This window comes from Streptomyces sp. NPDC057616 (genome assembly GCF_042800575.1).
Lineage (GTDB): Bacteria > Actinomycetota > Actinomycetes > Streptomycetales > Streptomycetaceae > Streptomyces.
This window is the reverse complement of record NZ_JBHVGU010000002.1, coordinates 181305-196202: the sequence shown is the minus strand read 5'-3', so window position 1 is coordinate 196202 and position 14898 is coordinate 181305. Positions and strand designations below refer to the sequence as shown.

Below are 14898 nucleotides of genomic sequence, written 5' to 3'. Positions count from 1 at the left end.
GCGTTGTAGCGTGAGCGCATCTGTTGAGACGCAGCAACCCCCTGCGCCTGACGAGCAAAACATGAAAGGACCGACGATGCCCCAGTCCGTCGACCGCACCAAGTCCCTGGAGCAGCTGGAGGGGCAGCGGTGGCCGGACCCGCCCGCGGAGACGACGTCGCTGGTCAGGACGGTTCACGAGTGGCGACGGCGGCCCGTGGGGACCTTGGAGCCCCATGAACTCGCCCGGATGATCGGGCAGGACGTCGGCCTGCCGTGGCTGCTTCCGCTCGCGGTGGAGATCCTGCGGGAGAAAGCGCCGGCGCAGGCCGCGGGCGGGTTCTACGACGACGACCTGCTGTACGCGGTCGTGACCCGGAGCCCCGGGGTGTGGGCGGCCGACCCCGAGCTCGCCCGTGAACTCAAGGCGGCGGTCTCCATGCTGACCAACCTGTCGCGCTACGTCAGGCCGGAGGTCGACGCATTTCTCGCCGCCCTGCCCGATGGGGTGTGAGCCCGTGTCCGTCGAGAGCCGCCTGGTGAATCCGGAGATTCTTCAGGCGCTCTACGGCACCATTCCCGCGCTCAGCGGTGTCGCCGTCAGGTCCGTCAATCTGAACCCCGTCGGGCCCGGCGTCACGCTGCGCGTCGACCTGCCGTCGTTTCCGGGGTCCGCGCCCCAGGAATGGCTCGACGCGGGCGTGGACGCGGTGCAGTGCCAACTCGGCTTTCTGGACGTGCGGATGGTCTCCCTCACCCGGTGGTCCCCGCCGACGACGGGTGACGTCAGGATGGAGCCGTACGGCGGTCAGAGGCGGATGCGCGTCGGCGTCGAGGGGAGCGGGGTGGCGTTGGAGTTCGAGTGCCACGACCTCGCGACGGTCGGTCATGTCAGTGCGTTCAGGATGGGGGCGGACGGCACGGACGGTGGGCCCCACTGCTACGTCAACAAGGTGGATGCGCGACTGTACGAGTCCCTCCCGGGAACCGAGGAGTTCACGTTCTATGGACGCTGACTGGCGGCGCCTGGTGCGTTCGGCCGACTGCCGTGTCTTCTACGTGCACTTCGACGAGCGTGACAACTCGGCGACGCTGGGTGTCGAGACGCGTGATGTGGAGGCCTGTCTCGTTTTCACCGGGCTGACAGGGCTTCGGGTCACCGGCTGGGGGCACGAGGAGGCCGGGCGGATCGAGGTGGCCGCTCGGGACGGACAGTTCGTCGACGTGCTGCTCGGGTCCGAGGCTTCCGGCATCGGCTTCCGGGCCGCCGAGGTCCGTCAGGCGAAGTGGCGTGCCCGTCCGACCCACCCCGGGCAGCCCGTGAACGCCTGACCCCTGCCCCCCCTGATCCCCGATCCCTGACCCAAGACCCGAGACCCGAGACCCGAGACCCAAGGCCCAAGATCCAAGACCCCTGATCAATCCCTGACCCCTGAGGTCAGGCCCGCTCCCGCAGCACCAGCACCGCCACCGCCGCCAGGGCGGCCAGGCCCGCCGACACCACCATGGCGATGTCCGCGCCGTGCGCCAGGCCGCCGCCCGACGACGTCGCGATCGCGATCGTCAGGGCCACGCCCGCGCAGGAGCCGATGTAGCGGAAGGTCTGCTGGGCGCCGGAGCCCATGGCCGCGCGGGCCGCCGGGACCGACTCGACGGCGAGGAGCGGGAGCGCGGCGTTGAGGAGGCCGCTGCCCGTTCCGGCGATCAGGAAGCCCGGGAGGAGGCGGGTCCAGGAGTGGGCGTCCAGGGCTCCGAGCATGGTGAGGACACCGGCCGCGTGCAGGACGAAGCCGACGGCCAGCTGGTGGCGGGGCGAGACGCGGCCGGCCAGGCGCTTGGACTGCAGGGCGACCGTGAAGGACAGGCCGGACCAGAGGAGGAACAGCCAGGCCGTGTCCATCGCGGACAGGCCGAGCGTCTGCTGCAGCAGGGCCGGCAGGAAGCTGAACATGCCGATCACCGCGAGACCGGTGAACAGGCCGCCCGCGGACGACGCCAGGAAGCGGGAGTGGCGGAGCAGGCCGAGGTCGATCATCGGCGTGGCCGTGCGGCGCTCGACGAGGGCGAAGACCGCCAGGAGGATCACCGTCGCCAGGAGCAGCAGGCCCACCTGCGGTCGCAGCCAGCCGTCCCGGCCCAGGGTGAGGGCGGCGACCAATGCCACAAGCGCCAGGCCGAAGGTGAGGGCGCCCGGTACGTCCGGGCGGCCGCCGCGCGGCGAACGGGACTCCGTGAGTCTGCGGGTGCCGAGGGCCGCCACGAGCAGCGCCGCCGCGCCCAGTACGCCGTAGGCCACCCGCCAGTCGGAGAACGCGCCGGCCACGAGCGGGCCCGCGGCGATGCCGCCGCTGACGAACGCTCCCCACACACCCGTCGCGTGCAGCCGGCCGCGCGCTGTCGGGAAGGCGTGCACGATCAGGCCCAGGCTGCTCGCCAGGATCGCCGCGCTCGCCGCGCCCTGCGCGATGCGGGCCAGCGTGAACAGCCAGGTGGAGGAGGCCAGCGCACCGAGGGCCGTGGTGATGCCGAGGGTGAGCGTGCCGGCCAGGAAGATGCGCCGGCGGCCGTAGTCGTCGGCCAGGCTGCCGGCGACCAGGAGGAGCGCGGCCAGGCCGAGCGGGGTGCCGTTCAGGAGCCATGCCTGGGCGGACAGCGGGGTGTGCAGGGCGGCCGCGGTGTCCGGGAGCGTGACCACCGGCGCGGTGTACGTCATCAGTGTCACGGCGGTGGCCGCGCTGGTCAGGGCGAGGGTCGCCCGGGGATGCGCGGGCGCCTGCGTGGTGTGTGCACGGGACGCCTCGGGTGTGGACGGCGCCTCGACCTCAGTGAGGGTTCGTTCATTGAACCTAGCCATGTCCGGGACCTTACCATGTTTAGGTTCGTTCATTGAACCAAGTTCGCGAAAAATGGTTACAGTGGACGGCATGGCATTGGGCAAGGACTACGCGACACAGCAGTGCTCCATCGCTCGCGCGCTGGAGGTCGTCGGCGAGCGCTGGACGCTGCTCGTCATCCGCGACGCCCTCTACGGCGTGCGGCGCTACAACGACTTCCTCGTCCACCTCGGCATCCCGCGCGCGGTTCTCGCCGCGCGCCTGCAGACGCTGACGACGGAGGGCCTCCTCGAGAAGCGGCGCTACCAGGAGTCGCCGCCGCGGGACGAGTACGTGATCACCGAGCGCGGCATCGCCCTGTGGCCCACGCTGCGCTCACTCGGCGTGTGGGGCCGCGAGCACTTCGGCGAGACCAAGCTGCGCACCTTCCGGCACGCGGACTGCGGCACCGAGCTCGGCTCGTACGGCGAATGCCCCGTCTGCGCAACCGTCGTACCCGTCGAGGACGTCCTCATGGAGCCGGGGCCCGGACTCGACGCGGACCCGACGGATCCGGTCAGCCGGGCGCTGCTCAGGCCCAAGCGCCTGCTGGAGCCGATCGAGGCCCCCGTCGAGCGGGCGGCCGAGAAGGATCCTGTATAACCGACGGCAGGGCCCGTGCAAGCGGGCCGGCGAAACAGCGGGGAGAGGGGGCGGTCATGATCGGCAGTCGGATGTCGCGGCCGGTCCGGACGTCTCTGCGCCCCGCCGCCGTGCTGCTGCTCCTCGTCCTCCAGGCCGTGCTGCTCGCCGACACCGGCAGCCTCACGGCCACGGTCGCGCTCGCCGCGACCGCCGCGGCGGGGTCCGCGCTCGCCGTCTGCGCCCTGCTCGCCGCGCGCTGCGTTCCCGTGGTGCCGCCCACCCGCGTGCGGACGGCCATCCGCGACCGAGATCGCCGTACGGCCTTCCTGTCGCAACGCGACCCGGACGCGCGGGGCCGCACCCGCCCCCGAGCTCCTGGATCCGCCCTTCCGGCGACCGCCGCGTAAGGCACGCAGTTCAGGCAGCTCGCGCAGTTCACGCAGCCCGTCTTCCGGCCGTGCCCGCGCCGGTCGTCATGCCGCCGTCACCCCATTCCGGCATGACCCTCGGAGGGCTCACCCATGTCCGTTTTCCCGGCTTTCGCGCATCTCGTCGAGCAACTCGCCGATCTCATCCAGCCGCTGTTCGGCGCCACCGCGGCGGCCGCCGCGATCGTCCTGTTCACCGCTCTCGTACGGCTCCTCGTCCATCCCCTGTCCCGGGCGGCCGCCCGCGGGCAGAAGGCCCGCACCGCGTTGCAGCCGAGGATCACCGAGCTGCGCGCCCGGCACAAGGACGATCCGCAGAAGTTCCAGCAGGCCCTTCTCGCGCTGCACGCCGAGGAGAAGGTGTCGCCGCTGTCCGGGTGCCTGCCCGGGCTGCTCCAGCTGCCGGCGTTCTTCCTGCTGTACCACCTGTTCTCGAGCGCCACGGTCGGCGGGGAGCGCAACGGCCTCCTCGCCCATCAGCTGTTCGCCGCGCCTCTCGGCGGGCGGTGGGCGGACGCGCTGGCCGGCGGCGGGGCGTTCGGGGCGGCCGGGCTCGTCTACCTCGGGCTGTTCGCGGTCGTCGCGGCGGTGGCGGCGTTCAACTTCCTGCGGGTGAGGCGGACCATGGGCGCCACCCCCGCCACCGCCATCGTCGAGGGCGTGGCGGCCCCGGAGCAGCTCCCCGGCGCCGCGGCCATCGGGAAGATCGCGCCGTACCTGTCCTTCTTCACGCTCGTCACGGTGGCCGTAATACCGCTGGCGGCCGCACTGTATGTGGTGACGAGCACGACGTGGAGCGCGGTCGAACGGGCCGTTCTCCACGGCTAGCGGGCGCGGTTACGGTCCAGTCCGTGAACCGGGTATTGCGGACTGGACGCCGAGCTTGGAGGATCGACCAGTCCTCCGATGGCTGCACCCATCGGTCGGGCGCCCGCGATCGAGGGAGACTGTGATCATGAAGCTGCTGCGAGTCGGTACGGCGGGAACGGAGAAGCCCGCGCTGCTGGACGCCGAGGGGGTTCTGCGGGACCTCTCCGGTGTCGTGCCGGACATCGACGGAGCGCTGCTCGCCGACACCGCGGCGCTCCAGCGCATCCGTACGGCCGCCGAGGCCGGGGAGCTGCCCGCGCTGGACGCGACCGGGCTGCGGGTGGGGCCGCCGCTCGGGCGGATCGGCAAGGTCGTGTGCATCGGGCTGAACTACCACGACCACGCGCGCGAGACCGGCGCCGAGCCGCCCGCCGAGCCGGTGATCTTCTTCAAGGCCGCGGACACGGTGGTCGGGCCGAACGACACGGTGCTGGTGCCCCGGGGCTCGTCGAAGACCGACTGGGAGGTCGAGCTGGCGGTCGTCATCGGACGTACGGCGCGCTACGTGGAGTCGGCCGAGGAGGCGCTCGCGCACGTCGCCGGGTACGCGGTGGCGCACGACGTCTCCGAGCGCGAGTTCCAGATCGAGCGCGGCGGCACCTGGGACAAGGGCAAGAACTGCGAGACGTTCAACCCGCTCGGGCCGTGGCTGGTGACGGCGGACGAGGTCGCCGATCCGCAGAACCTGCCGCTGAAGCTCTGGGTCAACGGCGAGCTGAAGCAGAACGGCACGACCGCGGAGCAGATCTTCCCGGTGGCCGAAGTGGTGCGCTACGTCAGCCAGTTCATGACGCTCTACCCCGGGGACGTCATCAACACCGGTACGCCCGCGGGCGTGGCGATGGGGCAGCCCGAGCCGAAGCCGTATCTGCGGGCCGGGGACGTCGTGGAGCTGGAGATCGAGGGACTGGGACGGCAGCGGCAGGAACTGAAAGACGCGTAGGCGCTCCGCCCGGGGGAGCGGGGAACCGCGGTCGTCCGTCGACCGCGGGTCGGATGCGGCTTGTCGCGCAGTTCCCCGCGCCCCCCGAAGGCGCTGCGGTCAGGCCTTCCTGAGGAACTCCTCCAGGGCCTCCACCACGAAGCGGTGGTCCGCCAGTTGGGGCAGGCCGCTGACCGTCACCGCGCCGACGACGCCCACGCCCTCGACGTTGACCGGGAACGAGCCGCCGTGGGCCGCGTAGGTGTCGGGGTCCAGGCGGGAGGATTCCTCGAAGGTCGTGCCCTTGGCGCGGAAGCGGGCGCCGACCAGGTAGGAGGCCGAGCCGTAGCGCTCGACGACGCGGCGCTTGCGGGCGATCCAGGCGTCGTTGTCGGGCGTCGAGCCCGGCAGCGCGGCGTGGAAGAGCTGCTGGCCGGCGCGGTGGATGTCGATGGCGAGCGGCGCCTGGCGCTCCAGGGCCATCTCCACCAGGAGCGAGCCGAGGGCCCACGCGTCCTCGAAGGTGAAGCGGCTGAAGACCAGATGGCGTTCCTGGGCCTCCAGTTCCTCCACGGAAGGAGTGATCTCCGGGTGGAACTTGGGCGTGATCTCGTGGTGCGTCACAGCGTCACCGCCACTCCGTCGCGGGCCGAACGGCGGGCCGCCTCCAGGACGTCGAGGGCGGCGGCCGCCTCGAGAGCGGTCACCGGGTTGGCGCCGCCGTCGAGGAGAGCCCTGGTCACGGCCGCATAGTACGCGGGGTAGTCGCCGGGGAGCGTCGGTTCGGGACGGCCGCCGCCGGTCACCGGGGACTCCCCGGCACCGACCCGGCCCCACAACTCCTCGGCCTCCGTGCCCCAGTCGGCCGCCGTGCCGGGCCGCCGGCCCTCGCGCAGGGCCGCCTCCTGCGGATCGAGGCCGTACTTGACGTAGCCCGCCCGCGAGCCCAGCACCCGGAAGCGCGGGCCGAGTTGGGCGGTCGTCGCGGAGACGTACAGGTGGGAGCGGACGCCGCCGGCGTGCGTGAGGGCGATGAAGGTGTCGTCGTCCGCCTGCGCGCCCGGGCGGCGGACGTCCGACTCGGCGTAGACCTGGGTCGCGGGGCCGAAGAGGACCAGGGCCTGGTCCACGACGTGGCTGCCGAGGTCGTAGAGGAGACCTCCGATCTCTTCGGGGTCGCCCGACTCGCGCCAGCCGCCCTTGGGTTGCGGGCGCCACCGCTCGAAGCGGGACTCGAAGCGCCACACGTCGCCCAGCTCGCCCTCGGCGAGCAGCTTGCGCAGGGTCAGGAAGTCGTTGTCCCAGCGGCGGTTCTGGAAGACGGACAGGAGCAGACCGCGGTCCTCGGCGAGGGCGGCGAGCGCACGCGCCTCGGCCGCGGTGCCGGCGATCGGCTTGTCCACGACGACCGGGAGACCGGCCTCCAGGGCGGTGGTCGCCAGCGGGACGTGCGTCTTGTTCGGCGACGCGACGACGACGAGGTCCAGCTCGGCGGCGCGGCCGAACAGCTCGTCGGAGGTCGCCGCGACGCGTACGTCCGGGAACTCGGCCAGGGCCTGCTTCTGCCGCTCCGGGTTCGAGGTGACGACCGTGTCGAGGGCGAGGCCCTCGGTGGCGGCGATCAGCGGGGCGTGGAAGACGGAGCCCGCGAGGCCGTAGCCGACAAGGCCCACGCGCAGAGGAGTACGAGTCATGGCTCCACTTTCGCAACGCTGTTGCCAAAGTGCAAGCGCGGGGGACAATGGCGGTGTGGACAGGACGAACGCGGTGGCGGGGACAGGGGCGGGGACGGCCGCCGGGCGGGCGCGGACGGCCGCGGACCGGGCAGGGCCGGTCGCGGGGCCGGCGAGCGCGCCCGTCACGGCGGGCACGTCGGGTGCGGTCGGCGCGAATCTGCCCGCGCTGCGCAGCCACAACATGGCCCTCGTCCTCGATCTGCTGCGCACGGCCGGCGCGGAGGGGATCAGCCGGCTCGAACTCGCCGAGCGGACCGGGCTGACCCCGCAGGCCGTCAGCAAGATCACCGCCCGGCTGCGGGCCGACGGGCTGGCGGCCGAGGCGGGCCGCCGCGCCTCCACGGGCGGCAAGCCCCGCACGGTGCTGCGGCTGGTGCCCGAGGCGGGGCACGCGGTCGGGCTGCACCTGGACCGGGACGAACTGCGCGCGGTCCTGGTCGACCTCACGGGCGCCGTGGCGGGGGAGCGGCGCATCCCGCTGGACCTGGGGGCGGGGCCGCAGGCCGTGGTCGGCGCGGTCGCGGAGCAGGCGGGAGCGCTGACCGGAGAACTGCCGGGCGCGGCCTCCCCGCTGGGGATCGGGGTCGCGCTGCCCGGCCCGCTCGACCACATCCGCGGTGTCCTGCACCGCGTCACGGGGTTCCCCGAGTGGGACGGCTTCCCGCTGCGCGACGCGCTCGCGCGGCGGCTCGGCGTGCCGGTCGTCGTCGACAAGGACACCAACGCGGCCGCGCTCGGCCTGGCGGTCGGGGGCGCGGGCGGGGCCGGGGAGAGCGGGTCGTTCGCGTATCTGTACCTCGGTACGGGGCTCGGCGCCGGGCTGGTCATCGGCGGCACCGTGCACCGCGGGGCCCGGACCGGGGCGGGGGAGTTCGGCCACCAGGTCGTGCAGCTGGACGGGCCGCCGTGCGGCTGCGGCAACCGCGGCTGCGTCGAGGCGCTGTGCCTGGCGGCGGTGGCGCGCGGCGAGGTCGACGAGGCGGCGCGCGTCCTCGGCACCGCCGCAGGCAACCTCGTCGCCCTTCTCGACATCGACCGCGTCCTCCTCGGCGGCCGCACGATCACCGCGGCGCCCGAGGCCTTCGTGCGAGGGGTGACCACCGTCCTCGACGCCCGCGCCCGCCGCGCCGGCGAGCGGCCGGTACCGGTCCGCATCACCCCCGACGAGGTCGCGGAAGGGGCGGCGCAACTGGTGCTGGGGCCGCTGTTCGGACGGGCGGACGGCTAAAGGGTGTTGCACAAGGCTCTGAGCTGGGCATCTTCCTTGTATGGCTGGGGTGTTAAGGGCTGAGCGGGTGTGGGTGGAGACGTTCACGGGGCTGCGGGTGACGCAGTTTGCGGGTCTGTTGAAGGTGGTGCGGGAGCGGGGTGGCAACGGCACGCTGCGGGGTCGGCCGTGGTCGTTGCCGTTGGCCGAGCGGGTGCTGATGGTGGCGGTGTACTACCGCACGAACCTGACGATGCGGCAGCTGGGCCCGCTGTTCGGCGTCTCTTCCTCGACGGTGTGCCGTGTCATCCAGCGGCTCGGTCCGCTGCTCGCGCTCGAACCCGTGGCCCGCCCGGCGGAGGCGGCGGACCGGTTGTGGATCGTGGACGGCACCCTGGTCCCGGTCCGCGACCGGCAGGTGGGCTCATCGTCACGCAACTACCGGTTCTCCGCGAACGTGCAGGTCATCGTCGATGCCGACACCCGCCTGGTGATCGCCGCCGCCCGTCCGGTGCCGGACACCACCGCGGACGCGCACGCCTGGCGGGCCTCCGGGCTGGCCGAGCACTGCCAGGGCGTGACCGTCCTGGGTGACGGCGCCTACCTCAACTGCCAGATGGTGGTGCCGCACCGCAAACGCCCGCACCGGCCCCTGCTGCTCGGCGAGGAGGACGACAACGCCGCCCACCGCAAGGTGCGTGCACGGGTGGAGCATGTGATCGGCCGGATGAAGAACTACAAGATCCTCCGCGACTGCCGGCAGCGCGGCGACGGCCTCCACCACGCGGTCCAGGCCGTCGCCCACATGCACAACCTCGCCCTCGCATCATGACCAGAGGACTGCCTCCACGGGCCCTGACCTGCCCGAACACAACCTTCCGCAACACCCTTTAGGGCCTGTTGCGAAAGTCCGGGCCCGCGCTTCGGGCGGACGACGGGATTTTCGCAACAGGTCCTGGGTCCGGGTGGGGCGTGCGCGCGTGCACCGTGCGCGTGCGCTGATCGAGGGGACTTGCGCGGACCCCCGGAGCGGCACCGGCCGCCGGGCGGACCCGTCCGGCACAGTCCCATGATTATGCGACTGTGCACGACCGTCCCCCTCAGCCTGGCAGCAGCCGCCCTCCTCCCCCTGGCGCCCCCGGCGCACGCCGTCCCCGCCGCCGGCTGTGCCCCGGACGACCGCCACTTCCCCGTCAGCACCCGCATCCACGGCGGCCCCGACGCCTACGAGGCAGGGGGCGGATACGGCGTCTGGTACCTGGACCTCACCAACACCACCACCCGGACCTGCGCGGGCATCCACCCGGTCGTCGTGCTCGTCGACGACCAGCGAGCGCTGCGGCCCGGCCAGCCGCGGCTGGACTTCTACGAAGGCGGCCGCGCGCACCCCGTGCGCTTCGTGAGGACCGACGAGGACGAGCTGGTCGGCGCCTTCGACGCCGGCCTGCCCGGCTTCACCGTCGCGCCCGGCAGGACCGTCACCGTGAAGGTCCGTCTCGCGCTCACCTCGGACGCCGTACCCAACGAGGTCACCGCCAACGCCGCCGTCGTCCAGCGGCACAAGAACGACGGCGACTGGGTCGGGCAGTCCGGCGACTACCGCTTCCGCGTCGACGGCGACGCCGGCCCGGGCGACACGAACCAGGGCGACACGAACCCGGGCGACACGAACCAGGGCGACGCGGACCGCGGCGACGCGACCCGGACCCCGGACGGCACCCGCCCCACCGGCACCGCCTCGCCGGGCGTCGGCCCGGGCCTCCCGTTCGCCGACGAACTCGCCCGCACCGGCCTCGGCACCCCGGGCGGAGCCCTCGCGGCCACCTCGGTCCTGCTCGTCACCGCCGGAGCCGTGCTGCTGGCCCTCAGGCCGCGCAGGCGCCGCTGAGAGGCCGGGGCGGGGCCGGCGCCCGGCGTCTGCGACGATCCCTCCCGTGGACTACCCGAACGACCAGGCCCCCGGCGCCCCCGTCCGCGCAGGCATCCCGGAGCACGGCCGCGTGCCGAAGTACTACGCGGTGAAGGCGCGGATCGACCACCTCGTGGCCGACCTGGGAGAGGGCGCCGCCATCCCCACCGAGCGCGACCTGTCCGAGGAGTACGGCGTCGCGCGCGAGACCGTGCGCCAGGCGCTGCGCGAGCTGGTGCTGGAGGGCAAGCTGCGCCGGAAGGGGCGCGGCACGGTCGTCGCGGGACCCAAGCTGGCGCAGCCGCTGTCGCTCGCCAGCTACACCGAGGGCGTACGGCGCCAGGGCCGCACCCCCGGCCGCACCCTCGTCACCCTCGACCGGTTCCCCTGCCCGGACGCGCTCGCCGCCGAGACCGGCCTCGAACGCGGCGAGCCGGTCTGGCACCTGGAGCGCGTGCTGCTCGCGGACGACGAGCGGGTCGGCCTGGAGAGCACCTACGTCGCCGTGGCCCGCCTCCCCCGCCTCGACACCGACTTCGAGCCCGACTCCTCCTTCTACGGCTACCTCCACGACAGCGGCATCCTCTTCGGGGACGCCGACGAGCGGATCGAGACCGTGCTGGCGACCCCGCGCGAGGCTCTGCTCATCGGAACCCCGCCGGCCCTTCCGATGCTGCTCATCCACCGGGTCTCGCGGGACACCGGCGGCCGGCCGCTGGAGCGGGTGCGGACGCTGTACCGGGGGGACCGGTTCTCGTTCACGGCCCACCTCAAGGGCTGACGCGAAACATCCCGAAGTCGGTCTTTTTCGGCGCTCACGCCCCGTCGTTGTATCACAAGGACATAACGGGTCTAGCCCAAACGGGGATGCCTCGTACAGGCTCTTGGTGTCAGCCGGACCTCCCCGGTTCCCCATGCGCGAGGAGCGTGACCGACGTGAAAGTGGCAGTCGTCGGAGCAGGCGTGGTGGGCACCATGCACGCCTGGCAGGCAGTGGCACGCGGCCACGAGGTCGTCCAGATCGAGCGCGAGGCGGAGGCCCGCGGCGCCTCGCTGCGCAACTTCGGGCAGATCTGGGTGAGCGGACGGGCGGGTGGCGAGGAACTCGGCACCGCCCTGCGCGCACGGGAGTTGTGGGAGGAGATCGGCGCCCGGGTCCCCGGGCTGGGCTTCCGGGCCAACGGCTCTCTCACCCCGGTCCGCGGCGCCCTCGAACTCGCCGTCGCCGAGGCGGCCGTGGCCCGCGAGGACTCCGCCGCCCGCGGCCACAAGCTCCTCACGCCCGCCGAGGCCCGCGGCCTGAACCCCGCCCTGCGCGGCGAGTTCACCGCTGCGCTGCACTGCGAGCGGGACGCCGCCGTGGAGCCCCGTACCGCTCAACTCGCGCTGCGTGAACAGCTGCTGGCGTCACCGAACTACACCTTTCTGCCGGGGCGGGAGGTGCGCGAGGTGACCGGTGCGGGCACGGTCCGGGACGACCACGGCCAGGTGCACCGCGCCGACGCCGTCGTCCTGTGCACCGGCGCCTGGCTCGGCGGACTCGTCCGCGAACTCGCCGGACCGGACCTCCCGGTACGCCGTGTACGCCTCCAGATGATGCAGACCGACCCGCTCGGCGAGCCGCTCACCACGTCGGTCGCGGACGCGGACAGCTTCCGCTACTACCCGGCGTACGCGTCCTCCGCCCTCGACGCGCTCAACTCCCGGCAGCCGCAGGCCCCGGCCGCGCGCGAGCACCGGATGCAGCTGCTGATGGTCCAGCGTGCCGACGGCGGCCTGACCATCGGCGACACCCACGAGTACGAGCACCCCTTCGCCTTCGACACCGTCGAGGCCCCCTACGACCACCTCACCGCGGTCGTCGAGTCCCTCCTCGGCCGCCCGCTGCCGAAGATCCGGCGCCGGTGGGCGGGCGTGTACGCCCAGTGCACCGACGCCGGCCGCGTCGTGCACCGGCAGCGGGTCGCCGACGGCGTGTGGCTGGTCACCGGGCCCGGCGGGCGCGGCATGACCTGCTCGCCCGCGATCGCCGAAACCACCGCGAACGAACTGAACTGGTGAGGAAGTTGACCACAGACATGACCACGGACGCTCCCGACGTACGGCTCGTCGTCCTCGACATGGCCGGCACGACCGTCGCCGACGGCGGGCTCGTCGAGCGCGCCTTCGAGGCGGCCGCCACCGAGCTGGGCGTCGAGCCCGGCTCCGCCGACCACACCGAGAAGCTGGACCACGTCCGCGCCACCATGGGCGAGTCCAAGATCTCCGTCTTCCGGCACCTGTTCGGCACCGAGGACCTGGCCCGGCGCGCCAACGCGGCCTTCGAGAAGGCGTACGGCGACCTCGTCGACGCGGGGCTCGTCGCGCCGGTCCCCGGCGCCCGCGAGGCCGTCGAGGAGATCGCGGGCAGTGGCCGTACCGTCGTCCTGACCACCGGATTCGCCCGTGTCACCCAGGACGCCATCCTCGCGGCGCTCGGCTGGCAGGACCTCGTCCCGCTCACGCTGTGCCCGGCCGACGCCGGTGGCCGCGGGCGGCCGTACCCGGACATGGTCCTGGAGGCCTTCCTGCGCACCAGGGCCGCCGACGACGTACGGCAGGTCGCCGTCGTCGGCGACACCTCCTACGACGTGCTCACCGGCGTCCGCGCCGGAGCGGGCCTGGTGGCCGGCGTCCGTACCGGCGCCCACGGCGACGAGGCGTTCCGCGCGGCCGGCGCCACCCACGTCCTCGACTCCGTCGCCGCGCTGCCCGCGCTGCTCCGGGGAGCCCGGTGAGACGAGCATCCGCTTCGACTCCGTCACCGCCGGACTGGAAGCCGGCCGCCGGGAGCTGATCGATAGGGTGAGGGGCACGCATCAGCGCGTACGGCAGGAGACGGCACCATGGCAGACCGCAAGCCCATCGAATCTTGGCTCACCGACATGGACGGCGTGCTGATCCACGAGGGCGTACCGATCCCCGGCGCCGACGCCTTCCTGAAGAAGCTGCGCGAGTCCGGCAGGCCCTTCCTCGTGCTCACCAACAACTCGATCTACACCCCGCGCGACCTGCACGCCCGGCTGCGGCGCATGGGCCTGGACGTGCCGGTCGAGTCCATCTGGACCTCGGCCCTGGCCACCGCCCAGTTCCTGGACGACCAGCGGCCGGGCGGCAGCGCCTACGTCATCGGCGAGGCGGGCCTGACGACCGCGCTGCACGACATCGGCTACATCCTGACCGACCACGAGCCCGACTACGTGGTCCTCGGCGAGACCCGTACGTACTCCTTCGAGGCCATGACCAAGGCCGTACGGCTGATCGATGCCGGTGCCCGCTTCATCTGCACCAACCCCGACGAGACCGGCCCCTCCGCCGAGGGCCCGCTGCCCGCGACCGGTGCCGTCGCCGCGCTGATCACCAAGGCGACCGGCAAGAAGCCGTACTTCGCGGGCAAGCCCAACCCGCTCATGATGCGCACGGGCCTCAACGCCATCGGCGCGCACTCCGAGACCAGCGCGATGATCGGCGACCGCATGGACACCGACGTGCTGGCCGGCATGGAGGCCGGGATGCAGACGTTCCTGGTGCTCACCGGGCTGACCCGGCCCGAGCAGGTCGAGGACTTCCCGTACCGGCCGTCCCAGATCGTCGACTCCATCGCGGACCTCGTCGAGCGCATCTGAAACCCGAAGCCACCCGAACGGACCAGTGCGGGCCCCGCTGAGGATGCGGTGCCCGCACCCGCGGGGGAGCCTCCTTGTATCTGGAGGTTTCACGATGGGTTCACTGCGTCTCACTCTCTGTACCGGTCTTCTGGCCGCCTGCGCCCTCGCACCGGGGGCGGGGTACGCGGCGGAAGGAGGCGGCGGAGCGGGCCTCTCGATGACTCCGACGTCCCCCGCCGCTGGCAGCGACGTGGTGCTCCGGGCGACAGGGTGCACGCTGCGCACGGCCACCGCCACGTCCACGGCGTTCGTCGCGGACGCGCGGCTCTCGGGCGCCGGCGGCACGCTCACCGGGGACACCCGCGTCCGCGCCGCCGCCGGCCCGGGCTCCTACGACGTGCGGATCGCCTGCGGCGAGACCGTGATCAAGGGCCGCGTCACCGTCGTCGCGCAGCCCCGGCAGCAGGGTCAGGGCGAGCAGCAGTCTCAGGGCCGGCAGCAGGGCCAGGACCAGCAGCAGGTCCGGGCCCAGCGACCGCCGTCCCCGGCCGTTCCCACCGCGCCCGCCTCACCCGTCGCCCCCGTCGACGCCGGCGGCGGTGGTGCCGCGCACTTCGCCTCCGTGGACGTCCGCGGGGCCGGGCCCGGCGCGGGGCAGACGATCACCGGGCTGGTCCTCGCGGGCGCCGCCGCCGGCGCCGTAGGGCTGCTGAGCGCGCGCCGGAGGCGCGGGACGGACTGA

18 protein-coding genes are annotated in these 14898 nt (G+C 73.0%); 15 read left to right on the top strand and 3 right to left on the bottom strand.

Annotated elements, in window-relative coordinates:
- The first annotated feature begins 76 nt into the window (after positions 1-76).
- Genes ACFU97_RS02710 through ACFU97_RS02700 form a run of 3 tightly spaced genes read left to right on the top strand, consistent with a single transcriptional unit; the run spans position 77 to position 1311 of the window.
- Positions 77-493 carry a contact-dependent growth inhibition system immunity protein gene (locus tag ACFU97_RS02710; protein ID WP_384249922.1) on the top strand — a complete coding sequence of 139 codons (417 nt, stop codon included), beginning with the start codon at positions 77-79 and terminating at the stop codon, positions 491-493.
- 4 nt (positions 494-497) lie between these two features.
- Positions 498-995, top strand: a complete 498-nt coding sequence (locus ACFU97_RS02705) for an Imm50 family immunity protein (protein WP_384249920.1) — start codon at positions 498-500, stop codon at positions 993-995.
- Entirely contained in the window at positions 985-1311 is a 327-nt protein-coding gene (locus ACFU97_RS02700) for a hypothetical protein (protein WP_384249918.1), read from the top strand. The genes ACFU97_RS02705 and ACFU97_RS02700 overlap by 11 nt, the downstream gene beginning before the upstream one ends.
- A 106-nt stretch (positions 1312-1417) precedes the next feature.
- Here ACFU97_RS02700 and ACFU97_RS02695 read toward each other — a convergent pair whose 3' ends face one another.
- Complete coding sequence (locus ACFU97_RS02695) at positions 1418-2833, bottom strand: MFS transporter (protein WP_384249915.1); 1416 nt, start codon at positions 2831-2833, stop codon at positions 1418-1420.
- Between the two features lie 70 nt (positions 2834-2903).
- Here ACFU97_RS02695 and ACFU97_RS02690 point away from each other — a divergent pair, with 70 nt between their 5' ends.
- The 4 genes from ACFU97_RS02690 to ACFU97_RS02675 all read left to right on the top strand — a co-directional run bounded on the left by ACFU97_RS02690 (position 2904) and on the right by ACFU97_RS02675 (position 5678).
- Positions 2904-3455 (top strand): winged helix-turn-helix transcriptional regulator, encoded by a 552-nt coding sequence (locus ACFU97_RS02690; protein ID WP_384249913.1) that lies wholly within the window; start codon positions 2904-2906, stop codon positions 3453-3455.
- A 56-nt stretch (positions 3456-3511) separates the two neighbouring features.
- A complete protein-coding gene (locus ACFU97_RS02685) occupies positions 3512-3844 on the top strand; it encodes a DUF6412 domain-containing protein (RefSeq protein WP_384249911.1) in 333 nt (110 codons plus the stop codon).
- Positions 3845-3958: 114 nt separating this feature from the next.
- Positions 3959-4693, top strand: a complete 735-nt coding sequence (locus tag ACFU97_RS02680; RefSeq protein ID WP_384249909.1) for a YidC/Oxa1 family membrane protein insertase — start codon at positions 3959-3961, stop codon at positions 4691-4693.
- 127 nt (positions 4694-4820) lie between these two features.
- A complete protein-coding gene (locus tag ACFU97_RS02675; protein ID WP_384249906.1) occupies positions 4821-5678 on the top strand; it encodes a fumarylacetoacetate hydrolase family protein in 858 nt (285 codons plus the stop codon).
- A 99-nt stretch (positions 5679-5777) separates the two neighbouring features.
- Here the strand turns inward: ACFU97_RS02675 and ACFU97_RS02670 are convergent, their stop codons facing one another.
- Together ACFU97_RS02670 and ACFU97_RS02665 are read right to left on the bottom strand one after the other, a co-directional pair.
- Positions 5778-6281 (bottom strand): heme-degrading domain-containing protein, encoded by a 504-nt coding sequence (locus tag ACFU97_RS02670; protein WP_384249905.1) that lies wholly within the window; start codon positions 6279-6281, stop codon positions 5778-5780.
- Entirely contained in the window at positions 6278-7351 is a 1074-nt protein-coding gene (locus ACFU97_RS02665; RefSeq protein WP_384249902.1) for a Gfo/Idh/MocA family oxidoreductase, read from the bottom strand. Before ACFU97_RS02665 ends, ACFU97_RS02670 begins: the two co-directional genes overlap by 4 nt.
- Positions 7352-7574: 223 nt before the next feature.
- On the opposite strand from ACFU97_RS02665, the gene ACFU97_RS02660 reads away from it, so the two are divergent.
- The 8 genes from ACFU97_RS02660 to ACFU97_RS02625 all read left to right on the top strand — a co-directional run bounded on the left by ACFU97_RS02660 (position 7575) and on the right by ACFU97_RS02625 (position 14898).
- Positions 7575-8621 (top strand): ROK family protein, encoded by a 1047-nt coding sequence (locus tag ACFU97_RS02660; RefSeq protein WP_384250292.1) that lies wholly within the window; start codon positions 7575-7577, stop codon positions 8619-8621.
- Positions 8622-8661: 40 nt separating this feature from the next.
- Positions 8662-9432 carry a transposase family protein gene (locus ACFU97_RS02655; RefSeq protein WP_384249899.1) on the top strand — a complete coding sequence of 257 codons (771 nt, stop codon included), beginning with the start codon at positions 8662-8664 and terminating at the stop codon, positions 9430-9432.
- Positions 9433-9669: 237 nt separating this feature from the next.
- Entirely contained in the window at positions 9670-10488 is an 819-nt protein-coding gene (locus ACFU97_RS02650; protein WP_384249896.1) for a hypothetical protein, read from the top strand.
- 46 nt (positions 10489-10534) lie between these two features.
- Positions 10535-11290, top strand: coding sequence for a GntR family transcriptional regulator (locus tag ACFU97_RS02645; protein WP_384249893.1), 756 nt, complete (start codon positions 10535-10537; stop codon positions 11288-11290).
- 155 nt (positions 11291-11445) lie between these two features.
- Positions 11446-12570 (top strand): TIGR03364 family FAD-dependent oxidoreductase, encoded by a 1125-nt coding sequence (locus ACFU97_RS02640; RefSeq protein WP_384249890.1) that lies wholly within the window; start codon positions 11446-11448, stop codon positions 12568-12570.
- Positions 12571-12587: 17 nt separating this feature from the next.
- Positions 12588-13286: an HAD family hydrolase gene (locus ACFU97_RS02635; protein WP_384249887.1), complete on the top strand. Its 699-nt coding sequence runs from the start codon at positions 12588-12590 to the stop codon at positions 13284-13286.
- Between the two features lie 108 nt (positions 13287-13394).
- Positions 13395-14174, top strand: coding sequence for an HAD-IIA family hydrolase (locus ACFU97_RS02630; protein ID WP_384249884.1), 780 nt, complete (start codon positions 13395-13397; stop codon positions 14172-14174).
- A 199-nt stretch (positions 14175-14373) separates the two neighbouring features.
- Positions 14374-14898: a hypothetical protein gene (locus ACFU97_RS02625; RefSeq protein ID WP_384249882.1), complete on the top strand. Its 525-nt coding sequence runs from the start codon at positions 14374-14376 to the stop codon at positions 14896-14898.

Coding starts and splice junctions, on each gene's coding strand:
- ACFU97_RS02710 (WP_384249922.1), top strand. CDS start 77: ATGCCCCAGTCCGTCGACCGCACCAAGTCCCTGGAGCAGCTGGAGGGG.
- ACFU97_RS02700 (WP_384249918.1), top strand. CDS start 985: ATGGACGCTGACTGGCGGCGCCTGGTGCGTTCGGCCGACTGCCGTGTC.
- ACFU97_RS02695 (WP_384249915.1), bottom strand. CDS start 2,833: ATGGCTAGGTTCAATGAACGAACCCTCACTGAGGTCGAGGCGCCGTCC.
- ACFU97_RS02690 (WP_384249913.1), top strand. CDS start 2,904: ATGGCATTGGGCAAGGACTACGCGACACAGCAGTGCTCCATCGCTCGC.
- ACFU97_RS02685 (WP_384249911.1), top strand. CDS start 3,512: ATGATCGGCAGTCGGATGTCGCGGCCGGTCCGGACGTCTCTGCGCCCC.
- ACFU97_RS02680 (WP_384249909.1), top strand. CDS start 3,959: ATGTCCGTTTTCCCGGCTTTCGCGCATCTCGTCGAGCAACTCGCCGAT.
- ACFU97_RS02675 (WP_384249906.1), top strand. CDS start 4,821: ATGAAGCTGCTGCGAGTCGGTACGGCGGGAACGGAGAAGCCCGCGCTG.
- ACFU97_RS02665 (WP_384249902.1), bottom strand. CDS start 7,351: ATGACTCGTACTCCTCTGCGCGTGGGCCTTGTCGGCTACGGCCTCGCG.
- ACFU97_RS02660 (WP_384250292.1), top strand. CDS start 7,575: ATGGCCCTCGTCCTCGATCTGCTGCGCACGGCCGGCGCGGAGGGGATC.
- ACFU97_RS02655 (WP_384249899.1), top strand. CDS start 8,662: ATGGCTGGGGTGTTAAGGGCTGAGCGGGTGTGGGTGGAGACGTTCACG.
- ACFU97_RS02650 (WP_384249896.1), top strand. CDS start 9,670: ATGATTATGCGACTGTGCACGACCGTCCCCCTCAGCCTGGCAGCAGCC.
- ACFU97_RS02635 (WP_384249887.1), top strand. CDS start 12,588: ATGACCACGGACGCTCCCGACGTACGGCTCGTCGTCCTCGACATGGCC.
- ACFU97_RS02630 (WP_384249884.1), top strand. CDS start 13,395: ATGGCAGACCGCAAGCCCATCGAATCTTGGCTCACCGACATGGACGGC.
- ACFU97_RS02625 (WP_384249882.1), top strand. CDS start 14,374: ATGACTCCGACGTCCCCCGCCGCTGGCAGCGACGTGGTGCTCCGGGCG.